This is a genomic window from Pseudomonas sp. PONIH3 (assembly GCF_002934345.1).
GTDB classification, from domain to species: domain Bacteria; phylum Pseudomonadota; class Gammaproteobacteria; order Pseudomonadales; family Pseudomonadaceae; genus Aquipseudomonas; species Aquipseudomonas soli.
On the sequence record NZ_CP026386.1, the window covers coordinates 5,729,293 to 5,749,025 of the forward strand.

General features: G+C 62.8%; 18 protein-coding genes and 1 pseudogene. 6 read left to right on the forward strand and 13 right to left on the reverse strand.

Annotation, left to right across the window (positions count from 1 at the left end):
- Positions 1 to 83: 83 nt before the first annotated feature.
- From C3F42_RS26520 to C3F42_RS26530, 3 genes and pseudogenes are all read right to left on the reverse strand, one after another.
- Positions 84 to 524: pseudogene (locus C3F42_RS26520) on the reverse strand (GNAT family N-acetyltransferase); the annotation flags it as partial.
- A 62-nt stretch (positions 525 to 586) separates the two neighbouring features.
- Positions 587 to 856, reverse strand: a complete 270-nt coding sequence (locus C3F42_RS26525; protein WP_046854813.1) for a DUF3077 domain-containing protein — start codon at positions 854 to 856, stop codon at positions 587 to 589.
- A 154-nt stretch (positions 857 to 1,010) separates the two neighbouring features.
- Positions 1,011 to 1,256, reverse strand: a complete 246-nt coding sequence (locus tag C3F42_RS26530) for a hypothetical protein (RefSeq protein ID WP_011534689.1) — start codon at positions 1,254 to 1,256, stop codon at positions 1,011 to 1,013.
- Positions 1,257 to 1,661: 405 nt separating this feature from the next.
- On the opposite strand from C3F42_RS26530, the gene C3F42_RS26535 reads away from it, so the two are divergent.
- Positions 1,662 to 2,690 carry an IS30 family transposase gene (locus C3F42_RS26535; RefSeq protein ID WP_100774681.1) on the forward strand — a complete coding sequence of 343 codons (1,029 nt, stop codon included), beginning with the start codon at positions 1,662 to 1,664 and terminating at the stop codon, positions 2,688 to 2,690.
- A gap of 155 nt (positions 2,691 to 2,845) precedes the next feature.
- Here C3F42_RS26535 and C3F42_RS26540 read toward each other — a convergent pair whose 3' ends face one another.
- The 8 genes from C3F42_RS26540 to gloB all read right to left on the reverse strand — a co-directional run bounded on the left by C3F42_RS26540 (position 2,846) and on the right by gloB (position 13,279).
- A complete protein-coding gene (locus C3F42_RS26540) occupies positions 2,846 to 3,229 on the reverse strand; it encodes a c-type cytochrome (RefSeq protein WP_094012080.1) in 384 nt (127 codons plus the stop codon).
- 192 nt (positions 3,230 to 3,421) lie between these two features.
- A complete protein-coding gene (locus C3F42_RS26545) occupies positions 3,422 to 5,032 on the reverse strand; it encodes an ABC transporter ATP-binding protein (RefSeq protein ID WP_094012081.1) in 1,611 nt (536 codons plus the stop codon).
- A gap of 1 nt (position 5,033) precedes the next feature.
- Complete coding sequence (locus C3F42_RS26550) at positions 5,034 to 6,053, reverse strand: ABC transporter permease (RefSeq protein ID WP_104445109.1); 1,020 nt, start codon at positions 6,051 to 6,053, stop codon at positions 5,034 to 5,036.
- A 1-nt stretch (position 6,054) separates the two neighbouring features.
- Positions 6,055 to 7,128, reverse strand: coding sequence for a microcin C ABC transporter permease YejB (locus tag C3F42_RS26555; RefSeq protein ID WP_038706480.1), 1,074 nt, complete (start codon positions 7,126 to 7,128; stop codon positions 6,055 to 6,057).
- Position 7,129: 1 nt separating this feature from the next.
- Positions 7,130 to 8,962, reverse strand: a complete 1,833-nt coding sequence (locus C3F42_RS26560) for an extracellular solute-binding protein (protein WP_038706479.1) — start codon at positions 8,960 to 8,962, stop codon at positions 7,130 to 7,132.
- On the reverse strand, positions 8,959 to 10,734 hold the full coding sequence (locus C3F42_RS26565) for an extracellular solute-binding protein (RefSeq protein ID WP_104445343.1): 1,776 nt from the start codon (positions 10,732 to 10,734) through the stop codon (positions 8,959 to 8,961). The genes C3F42_RS26560 and C3F42_RS26565 overlap by 4 nt, the downstream gene beginning before the upstream one ends.
- A gap of 234 nt (positions 10,735 to 10,968) precedes the next feature.
- A complete protein-coding gene (locus tag C3F42_RS26570) occupies positions 10,969 to 12,399 on the reverse strand; it encodes a lytic transglycosylase domain-containing protein (RefSeq protein WP_094012082.1) in 1,431 nt (476 codons plus the stop codon).
- Positions 12,400 to 12,499: 100 nt separating this feature from the next.
- Positions 12,500 to 13,279 (reverse strand): hydroxyacylglutathione hydrolase, encoded by a 780-nt coding sequence (gloB, locus tag C3F42_RS26575; RefSeq protein WP_094012083.1) that lies wholly within the window; start codon positions 13,277 to 13,279, stop codon positions 12,500 to 12,502.
- Positions 13,280 to 13,363: 84 nt separating this feature from the next.
- Between gloB and C3F42_RS26580 the strand changes: the two genes are divergently transcribed.
- The 4 genes from C3F42_RS26580 to C3F42_RS26595 all read left to right on the forward strand — a co-directional run bounded on the left by C3F42_RS26580 (position 13,364) and on the right by C3F42_RS26595 (position 17,904).
- Positions 13,364 to 14,137: a methyltransferase domain-containing protein gene (locus C3F42_RS26580; protein ID WP_038706475.1), complete on the forward strand. Its 774-nt coding sequence runs from the start codon at positions 13,364 to 13,366 to the stop codon at positions 14,135 to 14,137.
- A gap of 13 nt (positions 14,138 to 14,150) precedes the next feature.
- Positions 14,151 to 14,597, forward strand: a complete 447-nt coding sequence (gene rnhA, locus C3F42_RS26585) for a ribonuclease HI (protein WP_023629443.1) — start codon at positions 14,151 to 14,153, stop codon at positions 14,595 to 14,597.
- Positions 14,598 to 14,762: 165 nt separating this feature from the next.
- Positions 14,763 to 15,518: a DNA polymerase III subunit epsilon gene (dnaQ, locus tag C3F42_RS26590; protein ID WP_023629444.1), complete on the forward strand. Its 756-nt coding sequence runs from the start codon at positions 14,763 to 14,765 to the stop codon at positions 15,516 to 15,518.
- A gap of 142 nt (positions 15,519 to 15,660) precedes the next feature.
- Positions 15,661 to 17,904 carry an Orn/Lys/Arg decarboxylase N-terminal domain-containing protein gene (locus C3F42_RS26595; protein ID WP_104445110.1) on the forward strand — a complete coding sequence of 748 codons (2,244 nt, stop codon included), beginning with the start codon at positions 15,661 to 15,663 and terminating at the stop codon, positions 17,902 to 17,904.
- On the opposite strand, the gene C3F42_RS26600 is transcribed toward C3F42_RS26595, so the two are convergent.
- A complete protein-coding gene (locus tag C3F42_RS26600) occupies positions 17,888 to 18,106 on the reverse strand; it encodes a hypothetical protein (RefSeq protein ID WP_038706474.1) in 219 nt (72 codons plus the stop codon). The genes C3F42_RS26595 and C3F42_RS26600 overlap by 17 nt on opposite strands.
- A gap of 158 nt (positions 18,107 to 18,264) precedes the next feature.
- Between C3F42_RS26600 and C3F42_RS26605 the strand changes: the two genes are divergently transcribed.
- Complete coding sequence (locus C3F42_RS26605; RefSeq protein WP_023629446.1) at positions 18,265 to 18,825, forward strand: NADPH-dependent FMN reductase; 561 nt, start codon at positions 18,265 to 18,267, stop codon at positions 18,823 to 18,825.
- A gap of 70 nt (positions 18,826 to 18,895) precedes the next feature.
- Here the strand turns inward: C3F42_RS26605 and phnX are convergent, their stop codons facing one another.
- Positions 18,896 to 19,723 (reverse strand): phosphonoacetaldehyde hydrolase, encoded by an 828-nt coding sequence (phnX, locus tag C3F42_RS26610; protein ID WP_023629447.1) that lies wholly within the window; start codon positions 19,721 to 19,723, stop codon positions 18,896 to 18,898.
- Positions 19,724 to 19,733: the final 10 nt, after the last annotated feature.

The window sequence follows — 19,733 nt, forward strand, 5'->3', positions numbered from 1 at the left end:
ATTGTTCCCTCATCCAGCAGCTTCGCCAGATGCTCGCAAGAAACGTTAATCGCGAGGGCCGCCTCCGTCATGGTCAGCGTGGACTTTTCCAGGACAATGGTGCGTTCCACACCATGGAATTCATCACGAAGCTTCCGATACCCCAAGCGCGCGTAGAACCCTTGGGCGGTGATGGATGAAGGAACGCTCAGTGCCGTGACACCTGCCCTGATCGCTGCAGCATGAACGGCCTCCATCAACCGTTTGCCGACACCTGTCCGATGATGGATTGGAGCGACGAACACTGTCCTGACAACCTCGCCATCCAGGCTTGCCGTCCCCAGCAATTCGTTTTGGTTGACTGCTACGAATACCATTCGGCTATCGAGCAATGCACTGACCGCCGCAGGTGAAAAGCTCTGCTCGACCTGGGCGATCACCTCTGCCGGGTAATCCCGCGAGTTGGATTCGCGCAATGCCGTGATCACGATGCGGCTGATGGCTTCTGCGTCTTCGCGCTGAGCGCGGCGGATATGACATTCCATGGAGACATCCCGAATTTATGCCCAAAGCTTAGTCGGTGTAGGAGCGGCGTTTACCTGTGAAGTCAGTGCTTCATCCCCAGCTCCGCATCATCCATCAGCGCCTTGGCCAGCGCGCTCAGGTAATACGATGCCCAGATCAGCTGAGGTTTTTCCTCCATGATCCCGGTGATGGTCAGGTCGCACACGCAGCCCATCAACTCCGAAGCCTGTTCCCGTGCGTGCTGGCAAGGGATGCCGGGTTCGATGCAGAACAGCGGGTCGGTATGCCCTTCACCCTGGTAGAACCGGGTCTTGCCCACCGTGGTGTGGGGCGTGGTGTCGTCTGTGCTCATTGCTCAATCTCCCTGAAATGATCGGTGCCTGGGCGAGCTCTCGCAGTTAGATCCGCTATCAGCTACACACCATCTGCCGCGCAGCCACGCCGATCCTCTGTGGGAGCCGGCTTGCCGGCGATGAGGCCAGCCCAGGCAACCCATGGCTAACGGCCTAGTGCAGTGTGCGAGGCTCCACCTGCGGCATCTGCACCTGAATCAACGCCGATTCGAGCAGCACCCGCAGCGCCTCCATTTCATGCATCGCGGCCATGACCAGAATCGACACGGGCGACTTGGGATGCAGCAGAACAGCCTGATGCGCCACGGTCTGCGCGCAGAGGGCGTACTCCGTGGCCTGGATGATGGTGTCTTCGAGAGAGTGGTGGTTGTGGGGTGGATCGGGGACGATCTTTAACATAACAATTTCCCTTTGGTGGTGCCGCCACCTGCCTGCTGTCAAACAGTAGGGTGGCAGCTGTACGTGGGTTGACAGACCGGCGGAAATTGCAAAGTTCCGGCGCACGCAAGCGTGCCCGCACGTACAGCTGCCATAAAGGTTGAGCTGCATGCAATTTGCCGTCACAGCCTGTCAAAGCTGTATCGTTGATGTGCAACGATAGGCCGAGACTAGAGCCCCACCAGGGAGACCGCAACGGAAAAAAGGCGGCAGAAGTATGTTTGGGAAATGGACTACAAGGAAGGGGTAGATTCTGATTTTTCAGCTTGATGAGTACCCACCTTCAAAAAAGCCTTCGCATCTAGGGGAAGGGCGGCGGCAAAAACTGAGTGCAACACCTGACCTTTCCGGTACGGTGCTGCCACTATGTCTTATACCGAACTCAGCGTTGAAGAGCGCGCCACCATTCAAATCGGTCGTACTCAAGGCTTCAGCCTGCGTAGGATTGCCTGCTTGATCAACCGATCCCCTTCGACCATCAGCCGGGAGCTGCGCCGCAATCGAGATGTCTGTGGCGGCTACTCGGCCCACGCGGCCCAGCAGCAGATGCAGGCTCGCCGCCAGGTGTGTCGACCGAAGCGAAAGCTGTTGCCGGGTGGTGAGCGCTTCGAGTTGGTGGCGCATATGCTCCGTGAGCGTTTGTCTCCCGAGCAGATTGCCGGCAAGCTGCGCAGCATGAACATTCCCAGCCTCAGAGATGCCTACGTCTGTCGCGAGACGATCTATAACGCGATCTATGCCCTGCCGGTCGGTGAACTGCGCAAGGAGCTGATCATCTGCCTGCGGCAAAGCAAGACGACACGCCGACCGCGCTCTGGTGGTGTGGATCGGCGCGGCCAGATCCCCGAGATGGTCAGTATTCATGTGCGCCCGCCGGAGATTGAAGACAGGCAGATGCCGGGGCATTGGGAAGGCGACCTCATCAAGGGTAAGGCCAACGCCTCGTCCGTCGGTACGCTGGTGGAACGCACCAGTGGCTACCTGATGCTGGTAAAGATGAACGACGCGACGGCGACTTCGGCGCTGGAAGGCTTCAGCGCCGCGCTCAATGGCATGCCGCTGGAGATGCGAAAGAGCATGACTTACGACCAGGGCCGGGAGATGGCGCGACACGCCGAGATCACCCAAAGAACCGGCGTGGCGATCTACTTCTGCGACCCGCACAGCCCTTGGCAGCGCGGTAGCAACGAAAACATCAATGGCCTGATCCGCCAGTACCTGCCCAAAGGCACAGACCTGTCGGTACACAGCCAGGAAGAACTGAATGCCATCGCACTGCAACTGAACATGCGTCCGCGTAAGCGCTTCGACTTCAAATGCCCAATCGAAGTTATGGGCGAGGTGATGCAGAAGGCCATGGCTATGCGGCATGATGCTCCAGTTTCAATTCAATGACCGTGTTGCACTCAGCTCCTGCAACCGCCAAGGCTTTTGTGGGCAGAGAGAGATAGGATAACAGTTTCATGGTCGATTTCGGGTCAGCCAGTATAAGCTTAAAGCTCAGGGTAAGTTTTCCTTGTCAGGCGCTATGCGGCGCATCCAGCTGAGGGTTATTGAGTGACATTTCTCAAGTATTCGATAAGGTCCGCGCGTTCTTGAGGCTTTTTAAGTCCTGCGAAAGCCATTTTTGTTCCGGGTATGTAATGCCTGGGGTTAAGTAGGTATTCAAAAAGTGTGGCGGTTTCCCACGTTATACCCCTGTATTTGTTTCCATCGGTGTAGATATAGTTTTTCGCGAATCCCGTAGTGCTGCCAAACAGGCCGTGGAGATTAGGGCCTTCCATATTAGGGCCATCCTTTTCGGTCGTATGGCATTGTGAACATCGGATAGCAAAAATTCTCTTTCCGCTTTCAATATTGCCTTGAGGTAATGGGTCCGAGGCCGCTGCTTGTGTGCTTAAAATCGTAAATATGATCCAAGTTAATCGTTTCATACCTGTTCTCCGCTTATCAGGTCACAGGTAGGTTGTACACCTTGGACATCTCGTCAGATACTGGTAAAAATGTCAGGTCAGGCGTTGTGGTTGATGGTTCGGGTTATGTGTCGTGAAGGGTGATGGCCTATCACCCGCTCGCCCGGCAATCCTCTTAACGACATAAATGCGGTGGCTTGGAGGTATATGAGTTCATGTACCTTTGTCGCTGCTCACCAGCGCCGCATCCAACAACTGCCTCGTATACCCATGCCGCGGCTCATGAAAAATAACCCCCGTATCCCCCTGTTCCACCACCTGCCCATGCTTGATCACCATCAACTGATGACTCAACGCCTTGACCACCGCCAGGTCATGGCTGATAAACAGATAAGTCAGGTTGTATTTGACCTGCAAATTCCGCAGCAGCTCAACCACCTGCCGCTGCACCGTCCGGTCCAGCGCCGAGGTCGGCTCATCCAGCAGAATCAACGCAGGCTTCAACACCAACGCCCGCGCAATCGCAATCCGCTGCCGCTGCCCGCCGGAAAACTCATGGGGATACCGATGCCGCGTCCGAGGATCCAGCCCCACTTCCTCCAACGCAGCAATAATCGCCGCTTCCTGCTCAGCCGGTGTGCCGATCTTGTGAATCCGTAACCCCTCGCCAACGATATCCGCCACGCACATGCGCGGGCTCAGGCTGCCAAAGGGATCCTGGAACACTACCTGCATCTCCCGCCGCAGCGGCCGCACTTCCTTCTGGTTCAGCCCCTCAAGATTCTGCCCATGGAAGCGAATCCCGCCCTGGCTGGATATCAACCGCAAGATGGCCAGCCCCAAGGTGGACTTGCCCGAGCCACTCTCGCCAACGATGCCCAGCGTCTGCCCCTGGGGCAGGCTGAAATTGACCCCGTCCACGGCCTTCACATGGTCCACGGTGCGGCGCAACAGCCCCTTCTTGATCGGGAACCACACCTTCAAGTCCTTCACCTCCAGCAACGGCGCCCCTTCGGCATTCGCGGCGGGTGCGCCGCTGGGCTCGGCGTTGATCAGCATCTGCGTATACGGATGCTGCGGCTTGCTGAACAGCGTGGCGCAATCGGCCTGCTCGACGATCTTGCCGCACTGCATCACGCACACGCGGTGGGCGATGCGGCGTACCAGGTTGAGGTCGTGGCTGATCAGCAGCAGGGCCATGCCCAAGCGCGCCTGCAACGACTTGAGCAGGTCGAGGATCTTCAACTGCACGGTCACGTCGAGCGCCGTGGTGGGCTCGTCGGCAATCAGCAGTTCGGGCTCGTTGGCCAGGGCCATGGCGATCATCACCCGCTGGCGCTGGCCACCGGACAGCTCGTGGGGCAGGGCTTTCAGGCGCTTGTGCGGCTCGGGAATGCCTACCAGCTCCAGCAGCTCCAGGGTGCGAGCGGTGGCGGCCTTGCCGGTGAGGCCCTTGTGCAACAAGAGGATCTCGTTGATCTGCTTCTCGATGCTGTGCAGCGGGTTCAGCGAGGTCATCGGCTCCTGGAAGATCATCGCGATGCGGTTGCCGCGAATGCGCTGCATGGGCTTTTCGCCCAGGTGCAGCAGGTCCTTGCCTTCATAATGGATGGTGCCAGAAGGATGCCGCGCCAGCGGGTAGGGCAGCAGGCGCAGGATCGAGTGGGCGGTCACCGACTTGCCCGAGCCGCTTTCGCCGACCAGGGCCAGGGTCTCTCCCTTGCGGATGTCGAAGCTGATGCCGTCGACCACGCGGTTGACCTGCTCGCCAGTGACGAACTCCACCGCCAGGTCGCGGACTTCGATCAGGGTGTCTTGGCTCATGTCATTTCCTCGGGTCGAAGGCGTCGCGGGCGGATTCGCCGATGAATACCAGCAGGCTCAGCATCACCGCCAGCACGGCGAAGGCGCTGATACCCAGCCACGGGGCTTGCAGGTTGGACTTGCCCTGGGCCACCAGCTCGCCCAGCGACGGCGAACCGGCGGGCAGGCCGAAGCCTAAGAAGTCCAGGGCGGTAAGGGTGCCGATGGCGCCGGTGAGGATGAACGGCATGAAGGTCATGGTCGAGATCATCGCGTTGGGCAGGATATGCCGGTACATGATCGGGCCGTTGCGCATCCCTAAGGCGCGGGCGGCGCGCACATATTCCAGGTTGCGCCCGCGCAGGAACTCGGCGCGCACCACGTCCACCAGGCTCATCCACGAGAACAGCAGCATGATGCCCAGCAACCACCAGAAGTTGGGCTGCACGAAGCTGGCAAGGATGATCAGCAGGTACAGCACCGGCAGGCCGGACCAGATCTCCAGGAAGCGCTGGCCGGCCAGGTCCACCCAGCCGCCGTAGAAGCCCTGCAAGGCGCCGGCGATCACGCCGATGATGGAGCTGGCGATGGTCAGCGTCAGGGCGAACAGCACCGAGATGCGGAAGCCGTAGATCACCCGGGCCAGCACATCGCGGCCCTGGTCGTCGGTGCCCAGCAGGTTGTCGGTGGAGGGCGGCGCGGGGGCGGGTACTTTCAGGTCGTAGTTGATGCTCTGGTAGCTGTAGGGGATCGGCGCCCACAGCACGAAGGCGTCTTTCTTGACCAGCAAATCGCGGATATACGGGCTCTTGTAGTTGGCCTCCAGCGGGAACTCGCCGCCGAAGGTGGTCTCCGGGTAGCGCTTGAAGGCGGGGAAGTACCACTCGCCGTCGTAGCGCACGGCAATCGGCTTGTCGTTGGCGATGAACTCGGCGCCCAGGCTGAGCACGAACAGCACCAGGAAGATCCACAGCGACCACCAGCCGCGGCGGTTGGCCTTGAAGCGCTCGAAGCGCCGGCGATTGAGGGGAGAGAGGGCCATGTCAGTGCTCCCGGCTGGCGAAGTCGATGCGCGGATCGACCAGGGTGTAGGTGAGGTCGCCGATCAGCTTCACCACCAGACCAAGCAGGGTGAAGATGAACAAGGTGCCGAACACCACCGGGTAGTCGCGGTTGATCGCCGCTTCGAAACTCATCAGGCCCAGGCCGTCGAGGCTGAAGATCACCTCGATCAGCAGGGACCCTGTGAAGAAGATGCCGATGAACGCCGAGGGGAAGCCGGCGATCACCAGCAGCATGGCGTTGCGGAACACATGGCCGTAGAGCACGCGGGTGCGGCTCAGGCCCTTGGCCTTGGCGGTGACCACGTACTGCTTGTTGATCTCGTCGAGGAAGCTGTTCTTGGTCAGCAGGGTCATGGTGGCGAAGTTGCCGATCACCAGGGCGGTGATGGGCAGCACCAGGTGCCAGAAGTAGTCGAGGACCTTGCCGGTGGTGCTCAGCTCGTCGAAGTTGTTGGAGGTCAGCCCGCGCAGCGGGAACCAATCGAAATAGCTGCCACCGGCGAACAGCACGATCAGCAGGATGGCGAACAGGAACGCCGGGATGGCGTAGCCGACGATGATCGCCGAGCTGGTCCACACGTCGAAGTGGCTGCCGTGGCGCACGGCCTTGGCGATCCCCAGCGGGATCGACACCAGGTACATGATCAGCGTGCTCCATAGCCCGAGGGAAATGGACACGGGCATCTTCTCGGCGATCAGGTCGATGACCTTGGCGTCGCGGAAGAAGCTGTTGCCGAAGTCCAGCTGGGCATAGTTCTTGACCATGATCCACAGCCGCTCGGGCGCCGACTTGTCGAAGCCGTACATGCGCTCGATCTCGGCGATCAGCGCCGGGTCCAGGCCTTGCGCGCCACGGTAGTTGGAGCCGGCCACCGAGACTTCGGCGCCGCCACCGGCGATGCGGCTGGTGGCGCCGTCGAAGCCTTCGAGCTTGGCGATCATCTGCTCCACCGGGCCGCCGGGGGCGGCCTGGACGATGATGAAGTTGATGATGAGGATGCCGAACAGGGTGGGGATGATCAGCAGCAGGCGCCGCAGGATATAGGCCAGCATCTCAGTTGGCCTCATCCGGTGCGGCGGCTTCGCTTACCGCGGGCGTGACGTCGGGCTTGATCCACCAGGTGTCGATGCCGATGTCGTACTTGGGCGATACGGCGGGGTGGCCGATATGGTTCCAGTAGGCCACGCGCCAGGTCTTGATGTGCCAGTTGGGGATCACGTAGTAACCCCATTGCAGCACGCGGTCCAGGGCGCGGCAGTGCTCGATCAGGCTCTGTCGGGAGTCGGCGTTGATCAACTGCTCCACCAGCTGGTCGATGCCAGGGTCGCGCAGGCCGATGAAGTTGCGGCTGCCGGGGTTGTCGGCGGCGGCGCTGTTCCAGTATTCACGTTGCTCGTTACCGGGCGAGTTGGATTGCGCGAAGCCGCCGACGATCATGTCGTAGTCACGCGAGCGCAGGCGGGTGATGTACTGCGAAACGTCCACGCGGCGGATCTCGAGGTTGATGCCGAGGTCCGCGAGGTTGCGCTTGAACGGCAGCAGCACGCGCTCGAACTGGGTCTGGGCCAGGAGGAACTCGATGGTCATCGGCTTGCCGTCTTTATCGACCATCTTGTCGTCGACGACCTTCCAGCCGGCCTCCTGCAGCAGCTTGTATGCCTGGCGCTGCTGGTCGCGGATCATGCCGCTGCCGTCGGTGACCGGGTTGTGGAAGGCGCCGTTGAACACCTCGTCCGGCACCTTGCCGCGCAGCGGCTCGAGGATCTTCAGCTCGGCGGGGCTGGGCAGGCCGCTGGCGGCCATTTCGGAGTTCTCGAAGTAGCTGCCGGTGCGGGTGTAGGCGCCGTTGAACAGCTGCTTGTTGGTCCACTCGAAGTCCAGCAGCAGGCTGATGGCGTGGCGCACGCGGATGTCCTGGAACATCGGCTTGCGCAGGTTGAAGATGAAACCCTGCATGCCGACGGGGTTGCCATTGGGCAGTTCTTCCTTGATCAGCCGGCCGTCGCGCACGGCGGGCACGTCGTAGGCGGTGGCCCAGTTCTTTGCGCTCACCTCCAGGCCGTAGTCGAACTGGCCGGCCTTGAGCGCTTCGAGGGCGACGGTGTTGTCGCGGTAGGAGTCGAAGGTCATCACGTCGAAATTGTAGAAGCCGCGGTTGATCGGCAGGTCCTTGGCCCAGTAGTCCTTGACCCGCTCGTAGCGGATCGAGCGGCCGGCCTTCACCTCGGCGACCTTGTATGGGCCGCTGCCGAGCGGGATCTCCAGGTTGCCGCGGTCGAAGTCGCGGCCTTGGTACCAGTGCTTGGGCAGCACCGGCAGTTGGCCGAGGATCAGCGGCAGCTCGCGGTTGTTGTTGTGCTTGAACTTGAACAGCACCTTGAGCGGGTCTTCGGCGACCACTTCAGCGACGTCGCCGTAGTACTGGCGGTACAGCGGCGCGCCGTCCTTGATCAGGGCGTTGAAGGTGAACACCACGTCCTCGGCGCGCATCGGGTGGCCGTCGTGGAAGCGTGCTTCGGGGCGCAGGTAGAAGCGCACCCAGCTGTTGTCGGGGGCCTTTTCGATCTTGCCGGCCACCAGGCCGTACTCGGTGAAGGGTTCGTCCAGGCTCTGGCGCATCAGGGTGTCGTAGATGGCGCCGACGTTGTCGGCGGGCACGCCCTTGTTGATGAACGGGTTGAGGCTGTCGAAGCCGCCGAAGCTGGACTGGCGGAAGGTGCCGCCCTTCGGTGCGTCAGGATTGACGTACTCGAAGTGCTTGAAGTTGGCCGGGTATTTCGGCGCCTCGCCGTACAGGGTCAGGGCGTGTTGCGGGGCGGCCACGGCCGGGAGCGTGAGGCAGGTCAGCAGCAGGCTAGCGGCCAGGCGGCGCAGGGTCGGCGTCATTTGGCTTTCTCCGAAGTCTTCTTGATCCACCAGCTGTTCAGCCCGAGGGTGTAGGGCGGTGTGGTGACGAAGGCGAACCGGTTGCGGTAGGCCAGGCGGTGATTGTCGAGGTACCAGTTGGGGATCATGTAGTACTGCCATGAGAGCACGCGGTCCAGGGCGCGCGCGGCGGCGATCTGGTCATCGCGGCTGCGGGCGGCGAGCAAGGTGTCGAGCAGGTGGTCGACCACCGGGTCCTTCACGCCAGCATAGTTCTTGCTGCCCTTGGTGGCGGCCTGGCTTGAGTGGAAATACAGCCACTGCTCGAGGCCCGGGCTCAGGGTCTGGTTCAGGGTCATCAGGATCATGTCGAAATCGAACTGGTCGAGCCGTTGTTTGTACTGGGCGCGGTCCACGGTGCGCAAGCGCGCATCGATGCCGATGCTGGCCAGATTTTCGACATAAGGTTGCAGGATGCGTTCGAGGTTGGGGTTCACCAGCAGCAACTCCAGCCTGAACGGCTGGCCTTTGCCGTCGACCAGGCGCTGGCCGCTGAGCTTCCAGCCGGCCTGGGCGAATAGGCCCAGGGCCTGGCGCAGGGCGGGGCGGCTGATGCCGCTGCCGTGGGTGTGGCTGACCTGGTAGGGCTCGGTGAACAGCTTGTCCGGCAGCTGGTCGCGGAATGGCTTGAGCAGCAGCCATTCCTTGCCGGTGGGCAGGCCGCTGGCGGTGAAGTCGCTGTTAGGGTAGTAGCTGGTCGAGCGGCGGTAGGCGCTGCTGAACAGGGCGCGGTTGGTCCACTCGAAGTCGAGCATCAGGCCCAGCGCCTGGCGCACCCGAGGGTCGCTGAACGCGGCGCGGCGGCTGTTCATGAACAGGCCTTGGGTTTGCGTGGGGATCTTGTGCGGGATCTGCGCCTTGATCACCTCGCCACGGCGCACGGCAGGGAAGTTGTAGCCGTTGGCCCAGTTCTTCGCCTGGTGCTCGATGTAGATATCGAATTCACCGGCCTTGAACGCCTCGAAGGCCACGGTGGCGTCGCGGTAGAACTCGTACTCGACGCGCTTGAAATTGTACTTGCCGCGGTTGACCGCCAGGTCCTTGCCCCAGTAGTCCTTCACCCGTTCGAACACCAGCCGGCGACCGGGTTGCACTTCGCTGATGCGGTAGGGGCCGCTGCCCAGCGGCGGCTCGAAGGTGGTGGCCTTGAAGTCGCGTTTGGCCCAGTAGTGCTTGGGCAGCACCGGCATTTCGCCCAGGCGCAGGATCAGCAGCGGGTTGCCGGCGCGCTTGAATACGAAGCGGATGCGCAGCGGCCCGAGGATATCGACCCGGGCCACTTCCTGCAGGTTGGTGCGGTAGATCGGGTGGCCGTCCTTGAGCAGGGTGCGGTAGGAAAACGCCACGTCCTGCGCGGTGATCGGCACGCCATCGTGGAAGCGCGCCTCGGGGCGCAGATTGAACACCACCCAGCTGCGGTCCTCGCTGTACTCGACCGAGCGGGCGATCAGGCCGTAGCTGGAGGTGGGTTCGTCGCCGGACGGGTCGTACATGCCGGTGCCGACCATCAGCGGCTCGTTGAGCTCGTTGATGCCGTACTGCAGGAAGTTGGGCGTGGTGACCGGGCTCGAGCCCTTGAAGGTGTAGGGGTTGAGCGTGTCGAAGGTGCCGAAGGCCATGGCCCGCAACGTGCCGCCTTTAGGGGCTTGCGGGTTGACCCAGTCGAAGTGGGTGAAACTGGCCGGGTACTTGAGCGTGCCGAACTGCGCGTATCCGTGGCTTTCGCTCACCATCGCGACGGCGGGGAAGCTCAAGGCCAGGCTGAGTGACAGCAGGAGGGGACGTATCAAGTCGGCATCCGATCCAGAGGGCGTTGGGCTTGGTTCGGGGTACAGTAACAGCTTGTCTGGAATGGAAAAAGGGTAGGGCGCGGGGCTTTGCTTCAGCCTTCAAAGCATCGCGGGGCCAGCCCACTCCACGCCGATCGCGACTGGCGTGGGAGGAGGACAGGCCCCGCGAGCGAGATATCAGCGTGCCAGGTAGACGGTCAGGGTCTGGCCCGGCTTGAGCGCGTGCCCGGTGCGTGGGTTCCAGCGCTTGAGGTGCTTCATCTCGACGTTGAAACGCTTGGCCACCAGGTAGTACGAATCGCCCTTGCGCACCTTGTACTGGGTGGAGCGCTGCTTGGAGTCTGCCACGCGGTTGGCTGCCGCGCTCGGCGCGCTGCCGCCACGCAGGGCCAGGACCTGGCCGACCTTGAGGTTGTTGCCACGGATGCGGTTCCAGCTTTGCAGCTGCTTGACCGACACCCGGTTGGCCTTGGCGATGCTGCCCAGGTTGTCGCCACGCTTGACCCGGTAGCTGCGCGCTGCGGGGGCCTTGGCCTCGGCCAGGGCGGCCTGGAACACGGCCTTGTTCGGTTGCAGGCTGACCAGTTCCTCGGGCTTGAGGTTGGACATGCGGTCGCTGAGCAGTTGCGCCTTGGCAGTCGGCACCAGCAGTTGCTGCGGACCGTCCACGGTCATGCGCTTCTTGAAGGCGGGGTTGAGCTGGATCAGTTCGTCTTCGTCGATGTCGGCGAAGGCGGCCACGCGGGACAGATCGAGGCGGTCGTTGATGGCGATAGCTTCGAAGTACGGCTCGTTTGCAATCGGGTTCAGGTTGACCCCGTAGGCGGCCGGGGTGTTGACCACCTGCGACAGGGCCAGCAGCTTGGGCACGTAGTCGCGGGTTTCCTGCGGCAGCGGCAGGTTCCAGTAGTCGGTCGGCAGGCCCAGGCGCTCGTTGCGCTCGATGGCGCGGCTGACCGTGCCCTCACCGGCGTTGTAGGCCGCCAGGGCCAGCAGCCAGTCGCCGTTGAACATGTCGTGCAGGCGGTTCAGGTAGTCCAGCGCGGCGTTGGTCGAGGCGGTGACGTCGCGCCGACCATCGTAGAAGTTGGTCTGGCGCAGGTTGAAGTGGCGCCCGGTGGACGGGATGAACTGCCACATGCCGGCGGCGTGCGCCCGGGAGTAGGCCATCGGGTTGTAGGCGCTCTCGATGGCCGGCAGCAGGGCCAGCTCCAGCGGCATGTCGCGCTCTTCGAGGCGCTCGACGATGTAGTGCAGGTAGAGGCTGCCTCGCTCGCCGGCGTTCTCGAGGAACGACGGGTTGCTGGCGAACCACAGGCGCTGCTGTTCGATGCGCGGGTTGACGTCCATGCCGTCCTGCAGGGCGAAGCCCTGGCGCATGCGCTCCCAGACGTCCTGTGGCGGTGCCTGTTCCTTGGGCTTGGCCACCAGCGGCGCCGGTTTGTGCTTGATCCGCGCCTGGTAATTGTGCGCGCGAACGCTGTCGGCTTCGTCGAGCTGACGGGTGCTCTGGCAGCCGACCAGGGTGGCGGCCAGCGCCAGTGCACTGATCTGGGCCAGTCGCGTCAGGGCGACCGAATGAGAGGTTCTGCGGCTACGGGAAGACATCGGCTGGGACGGTTATCCGGGCAAAAAAGTTGGGCGATTCTAGAAACCGCTCCCGGCCGGGTCAACCATAGAGCCTATGATGCGATATATCTTCGGGTTATCAGAACACGTCCTTCCAAGACCTCAAGGCAGCAAAAACAGTGGCTTGGCTAGGGTTGGAATGTCCCTTCCATTCGTCTGCTTTTTGTTTAACGGATGTTTCAGCGGTACGTAAAAACGGATTAGTCAGGCACTCGAGGCCGATGCTCGAGGGCAAGGTGATGCGATTGTCCGCGCGCAACCGGGTAACGTCCTCGAACCGTTGGCGAACGTGTTCGTTGTCGGGTTCCACGGCACGGGCGAAGCGCAGGTTGCTCAGGGTGTATTCGTGGGCGCAGTACACTTCGGTTTCGGCGGGCAGCGCCGCCAGGCGTTGCAGCGAATGGTGCATTTGCTCGGGCGTGCCTTCGAACAAGCGGCCGCAGCCGGCGGCGAACAGGGTGTCGCCACTGAACAGTAGCGGTGTGGGCGATTGCGCAGTGTAATAGGCGATATGCCCCAGGGTGTGGCCGGGCATGGCCAGGACGTCGAAGGCAAGGCCCAGCACCTCGATGCGGGCGCCGTCTGCCAGGGCGATATCGCGGCCCGGGATACGTTCGCTGGCCGGGCCGTACACCTGGGCGCCGGTGGTCTCTTTCAAGGCTTCGACGCCGCCGACGTGGTCATGGTGGTGGTGGGTGACGAGGATTGCCTCCAATGCCCAGTCCGGGTGCTGCTCCATCCACGCGCGCACCGGCGCAGCGTCACCGGGGTCGACCACTGCGCAGCGGCGATTGGCAGTATCCTGTAACAACCAGATGTAGTTGTCGTTGAAAGCGGGTAGGGCATCGATCTGTATCATGTGCGGATCCGTATCGCCAAGCCTGGACATTGAGGGCATCTTAGCCGCGATGGCGCGAGCGGAGAACCTTCGAGGGAGAACGCAATGACCGACCAAGCCTTCGCCCAGGCCGACCCCGACTGGGTCGAGCTGATCCGCCTGGCCCGCGACTGGTTCGATGGGCCTCTTGGGCAGTTGATGCTCAAGGAGGAGGAAAAGTTGCTCGAAGAAGAGCTGCGGCGCTTCTTCGGTGGCTACCTTGTGCACTACGGCCCCTGCGCCGAACCTCCGCCCAACGCCCCGCAGGTGCAGCGCAACGTGCGCCTGGGCGCGCCGCTGCCGGGGGTGGAAATCGTCTGCGAGGAGCAGGCCTGGCCGTTGTCGGAGCACGCCGCCGACGTGGTGGTGCTGCAGCATGGCCTGGACTTCAGCCTGTCCCCTCACGGGCTGCTGCGCGAGGCGGCCAGTTCCGTGCGCCCGGGGGGCCACCTGCTGATCATCGGGATCAACCCCTGGAGCAGTTGGGGCGTGCGCCATTTCTTTAGCCACGGGGCCTTGCGCAAGGCCCGTTGCATCTCGCCGTCGCGGGTCGGCGACTGGCTCAACCTGCTGGGCTTCGCGCTGGAGAAACGCCGCTTCGGGTGTTATCGTCCGCCGCTTGCCTCGCCGGCCTGGCAGCAGCGCCTGGCTGGCTGGGAGCGCGTGGCCGGTGGCTGGCAGACTGCCGGTGGCGGTGTCTACCTGCTGGTGGCGCGCAAGATGGTGGTGGGCCTGCGGCCGCTGCGCCTGGAGCGCCGTGAGCCGATGGGCAAGCTGCTGCCGCTGCCGCTGGCCAAGGTCAACCGCAGCGCCACCCATCCCGAATCCGAAAAGCACTGAACATGAGTGGTACATGAGCGATAGCGTCGAGATCTACACCGATGGTGCCTGCAAGGGCAACCCTGGCCCGGGCGGCTGGGGCGTGCTGATTGTCTACAAGGGCGTCGAGAAGGAGCTGTGGGGCGGCGAGCGCGAGACCACCAACAACCGCATGGAACTGATGGCGGCGATCGAGGGCCTCAAGGCGCTCAAGCGCGAGTGCGAGGTGCTGCTGACCACCGACTCGCAGTACGTCATGAAGGGCATCAACGAGTGGATGGTCAACTGGAAGAAGCGTGGCTGGAAGACCGCCGCGAAAGAGCCGGTGAAGAACGCCGACCTGTGGGTGCAGCTCGATGAACAGGTCAACCGGCACAAGGTGACCTGGAAGTGGGTCCGTGGGCATATCGGCCATCCGGGCAACGAGCGTGCCGACCAGTTGGCCAATCGTGGGGTTGATGAGGTTCGCGCGCAACGTTGATCGTGTTGCGGGCCATCGCGGGGCAAGTCGGGTCGCCGCATCGCCGCTCCCACGAGATGACTGCTGGCTGCGTGGGAGCGGGCTTGCCCCGCGATGACCGCAAAACGGCCCCGATTTCGTTATACTCCCACCCCGAATTCAAGCACCGCCAGTTGGAGTCCCCGCGTGGAGCAGCAGCAAGACAAACGGTTCGTCATCCTCGACACCGAGACCACCGGCATGCCAGTGGCCGAAGGCCACCGCATCATCGAGATCGGTTGTGTCGAGGTCGTGGGCCGGCGCCTGACCGGGCGGCATTTCCACGTTTACCTGCAGCCCGACCGTGAGAGTGACGAGGGCGCGATCAACGTCCACGGCATCACCGACGCCTTCCTGGTCGGCAAACCGCGTTTCGGCGATGTGGCCGAGGAGTTTTTCGAGTTCATCCAGGGCGCCACCCTGGTCATCCACAACGCCGCGTTTGACGTTGGCTTCATCAACAACGAGTTCGCCCTGATCGGCCAGCAGGATCGTGCCGATATTTCGCAGCATTGCCCGATCCTCGACACCCTGATGATGGCGCGCTCGCGCCACCCGGGGCAGCGCAACAGCCTCGATGCCCTGTGCAAACGCTACGGCATCGACAACTCCGGCCGTGAGCTGCACGGCGCACTGCTCGACTCGGAACTGCTGGCCGACGTCTACCTGGCGATGACCGGTGGCCAGACCAGCCTGTCGCTGGCGGGCGAAGGGGCGGGTGACGAGGATGGGCAAGGGGCAACCGGTAGCGAGATTCGCCGTATTGTCGGGCGTGCGCCGGGGCGGGTGATCCTGGCCAGCGAGGAAGAACTCGAGGCCCATGCCGAACGCTTGGCGGCCATTGCCAAGTCGGCGGGTGGGCCGTCGATGTGGCAGGCATTGACCGAGCCAGCCGCCAGCTGACTCGAAGGCAGGCCCGGCCCATCGCTGGCAAGCCAGCTCCCACAGGGACCGCATCCAGCGCTGCACCTTGTGAGCCGGCCTGGCGATGACAGCATCACACTCGACTACCCTGAGGGAAATTACCCGCAGAGGTAGCCGCCCGATGTACAAGGACCTGCAGTTCCCGATCCTCATCGTCCACCGGGCCATCAAGGCCGACACCGTCGCCGGCGAGCGAGTGCGCGGCATCGCCGATGAACTGGCCCGTGACGGCTTCGCCATCCTCGCCGTCGCCGATCAGGCCGAAGCACGGCTGGTGGCCGCCACCCATCACGGCCTGGCCTGCATGCTGATTGCCGCCGAGGGTGTCGGCGACGACAGCCGCCTGTTGCAGAATATGGCGGAACTGATCCGCCTGGCCCGGCTGCGGGCACCCAACCTGCCGATTTTTGCCTTGGGCGAGCAGGTCACTCTGGAGAATGCACCCGCCGAGGCCATGGGCGAGCTGAATCAGTTGCGCGGCATTCTCTATCTATTCGAAGACACAGTGCCGTTTCTCGCCCGCCAGGTGGCGCGGGCCGCGCACAATTACCTCGATGGCCTGCTGCCACCGTTCTTCAAGGCCTTGGTACAGCACACCGCGCAATCTAACTACTCCTGGCACACGCCGGGCCACGGCGGTGGCGTCGCCTACCGCAAGAGCCCGGTGGGGCAGGCCTTCCATCAGTTCTTCGGTGAAAACACCCTGCGCTCGGACCTGTCGGTCTCGGTGCCGGAGCTGGGCTCGCTGCTCGACCACACTGGCCCGCTGGCCGCCGCCGAGGCACGGGCGGCACGCAACTTCGGTGCCGACCATACCTTCTTCGTCATCAATGGCACCTCAACCGCCAACAAGATCGTCTGGCATGCCATGGTCGGGCGCGGGGACCTGGTGCTGGTGGACCGCAACTGCCACAAGTCGGTGGTGCACGCGATCATCATGACCGGCGCCATCCCCATCTACCTGTGCCCGGAGCGCAATGAGCTGGGCATCATCGGGCCGATCCCGCTCAGCGAGTTCAGCCCGGCGTCTATCCAAGCGAAGGTCCAGGCCCATCCGCTGGCCCAGGGAAAGCCTGCGAAGATCAAGCTCGCCGTGGTCACCAACTCCACCTATGACGGCCTGTGCTACCACGCCGGGATGATCAAGCAGGCCCTGGGTGCCAGTGTCGAGGTGCTGCACTTCGACGAGGCCTGGTTCGCCTATGCCGCCTTCCATGAATTCTTCGTCGACCGCTATGCCATGGGTACGCCACGTGGCGACGACGGGCCGCTGCTGTTCAGTACCCATTCCACCCACAAGCTGCTGGCGGCCTTCAGCCAGGCCTCGATGATCCATGTGCAGGACGGTGCCAGCCGCCAGTTGGACCGCGACCGTTTCAACGAAGCATTCATGATGCATATCTCCACCTCGCCGCAGTACAGCATCCTCGCCTCGCTGGACGTGGCCTCGGCGATGATGGAAGGCCCGGCGGGGCGTTCGCTGTTGCAGGAGATGTTCGACGAGGCCCTGAGCTTTCGCCGGGCGCTGGCCAATCTGCGCGAGCACCTCGCCGTCGATGACTGGTGGTTCAGTATCTGGCAGCCGCCAGCGACGCACGTCGACGAGGGTCAGGCGGCGGTGGACTGGCTGCTTCAGCCGGGCGCCGAGTGGCACGGTTTCGGTGGGCTTGGCGAGAACTATGTATTGCTCGACCCGCTCAAGGTCACCCTGGTGATGCCAGGCGCTGCTGGGGCGACGGATGGCCATGGGATTCCTGCGGCGGTGGTGGGCAAGTTTCTCTGGGAGCGCGGGCTGGTAGTGGAGAAGACCGGTTTGTACAGCTTTTTGGTGCTGTTCTCGATGGGGATCACCAAGGGCAAGTGGAGCACACTACTCACCGAGCTGCTGGAGTTCAAACGCCACTACGACGCCAATACCGCGCTGGCCGACTGCCTGCCAAGTGTGGTGGTGGAGCAACCATCACGGTACCTGGGGTTAGGGCTGCGCGATTTGTGCCAGCAACTGCATGGTTTCTATCGTGGCAATGCCACTTCAAAACAGCTCAAGCTGCTGTTCACCCGTTTGCCAGAGGTGGCGATGACACCCGCCGATGCCTATGACCGGATGGTGCGTGGGTCAGTCGAGGCAGTGCCGATCGAGCAACTGTTGGGTCGGGTGGCGGCGGTGATGTTGGTGCCCTATCCACCCGGGATCCCGTTGATCATGCCCGGCGAGCGCTTCACTGAGGTGACCCGCTCGATCCTGGTCTACCTGGACTGCGCCCGAGCCTTTGACCAGGGTTTCCCTGGCTTCGTCGCCGATGTGCATGGCCTGCAGCGCGAGGGAACGCTGTACACCGTCGACTGCGTCAAGGAATACGAATGATCTCGACGCCAGTCTGGGCCAGTTCGAAACGGTCGTCGCCCAGATGGTTGACGCGATCGCCGATGGCCAGGCGATAGCTGGTGACCGGGGCCCCGAGGATACTGCCGTCGGCCTGGAGGGTGGACTCCTGGAACTCGTGGACGGGGTAGATGCGGCCTTCGGCGTCACGGGCGTGGAACTGGCCGACCATTACTGCTGCCATTTAGGTGGAAACCTCTGAATCGTGTAGGAAATGTCTGTAGGCATAGACCAGTGAAATGCTTGGGAAGTTTTCAGCCGAATGGAAAAAAACCGTGAAGCCGAGGAACGGTCATCTATAACTAACTGGTCCCATTCCCAGAGCAGAGGTTGCAAAACGCCATGAGCCAGGTTTATTCGGTAGCGGTTGTCGTCGGCAGCTTGCGCAAGGACTCCTTCAACCGCAAGGTGGCCCGCGCGCTTTCTGAGCTGGCGCCGTCCAGCCTTGCCCTGAGGATCGTCGAGATCGGCGATTTGCCGTTGTACAACGAGGACGTCGAGGCCGAGGGCGCTCCCGAGGCGTGGAAGCATTTTCGCGACGAGATCCGTCGCAGTGACGCGGTGTTGTTCGTCACCCCGGAGTACAACCGTTCGGTGCCGGGCGGGTTGAAGAACGCCATCGACGTCGGATCGCGGCCTTACGGGCAGAGCGTATGGGGTGGCAAACCGGCGGCGGTGGCCAGTGTGTCGCCCGGGGCGATCGGCGGGTTTGGTGCCAATCATGCCGTGCGTCAGTCGCTGGTGTTCCTCGACATGCCGTGCATGCAAATGCCCGAGGCCTACATCGGCGGTGCTGCAACATTGTTCGATGACAGTGGCAAGTTGAGTGACAAGACTCGGCCGTTCCTGCAGGGGTTCATCGACAAGTTTGCCTCGTGGGTGAAGCTGAACCGGGCGGTCTGAAGATGCCTCATCGCCGGCAAGCCGGCTCCTGTGGGAGCCGGCTTGCCGGCGATGGCCATCACGCGGACGATCAGCAAGCCTGCGGCATCTCCCCCTTGGCCAACCGCCGGTTGATATCGGCGATCACCTCGGGCAGCTCGTTGATGGTGTCGATCAGGTAGTGCGGGCGCGACCCTGCAAACATCGCGTGAATACGCTTGCGCTCGCTCTCCAGTTTTTCCGCGCTCAAGGCCTGGTAACCTTCCCAGGTCAGACCCAGGGCATTGCCCGAGCACACCAGCGCGACAGTCCACATTCCGGCGCGGCGGCCTTCGAGGATACCCGGCACGGTGTCGTCGACTTTCACACAGGCCGCCACATCGTCGATCCCCAGCGCGATCACGTTGGCCAGGGCCTGAGCTGGCCAGGGGCGGCCGTTCGGGGTCTCGTCGGTGGCCACCACATGGTCGGCCACGTAGCCGTTCTGCGCGGCCAGCTCGACCACCTTGTCCATCACCACTTTCGGGTAGCCCGAGCAGGAACCGATCTTCAGGCCGCCCTTGCGCAGGCCAGTGAGGGTGTCCAGCGCACCCGGGATCAGCGCCGAGTGCACAGCGATCTTCTCGATCTGCAGCGGCATGAAGCGTTCGTAGATGGCGGTCACGTCATCATCGGTCGGTGTGCGGCCGAACGCCTTGCGGTAGCGCTCGGCGATCTCGGGTACATCGCACAGGGTGCGGATATGGTCCCACTTGCCCATGCCCATGGGGCCTCGGGCTTCCTCGATGGACACTTGCACGTCGAATTCGGCGAAGGCCTCGACGAAAATCTGCGTAGGGGCGAAGGAGCCGAAGTCGACCACGGTACCGGCCCAGTCGAGGATGGCGGCTTGCAGCTGGGTGGGATTGCTGTAGTTCATGTGCGCGTTT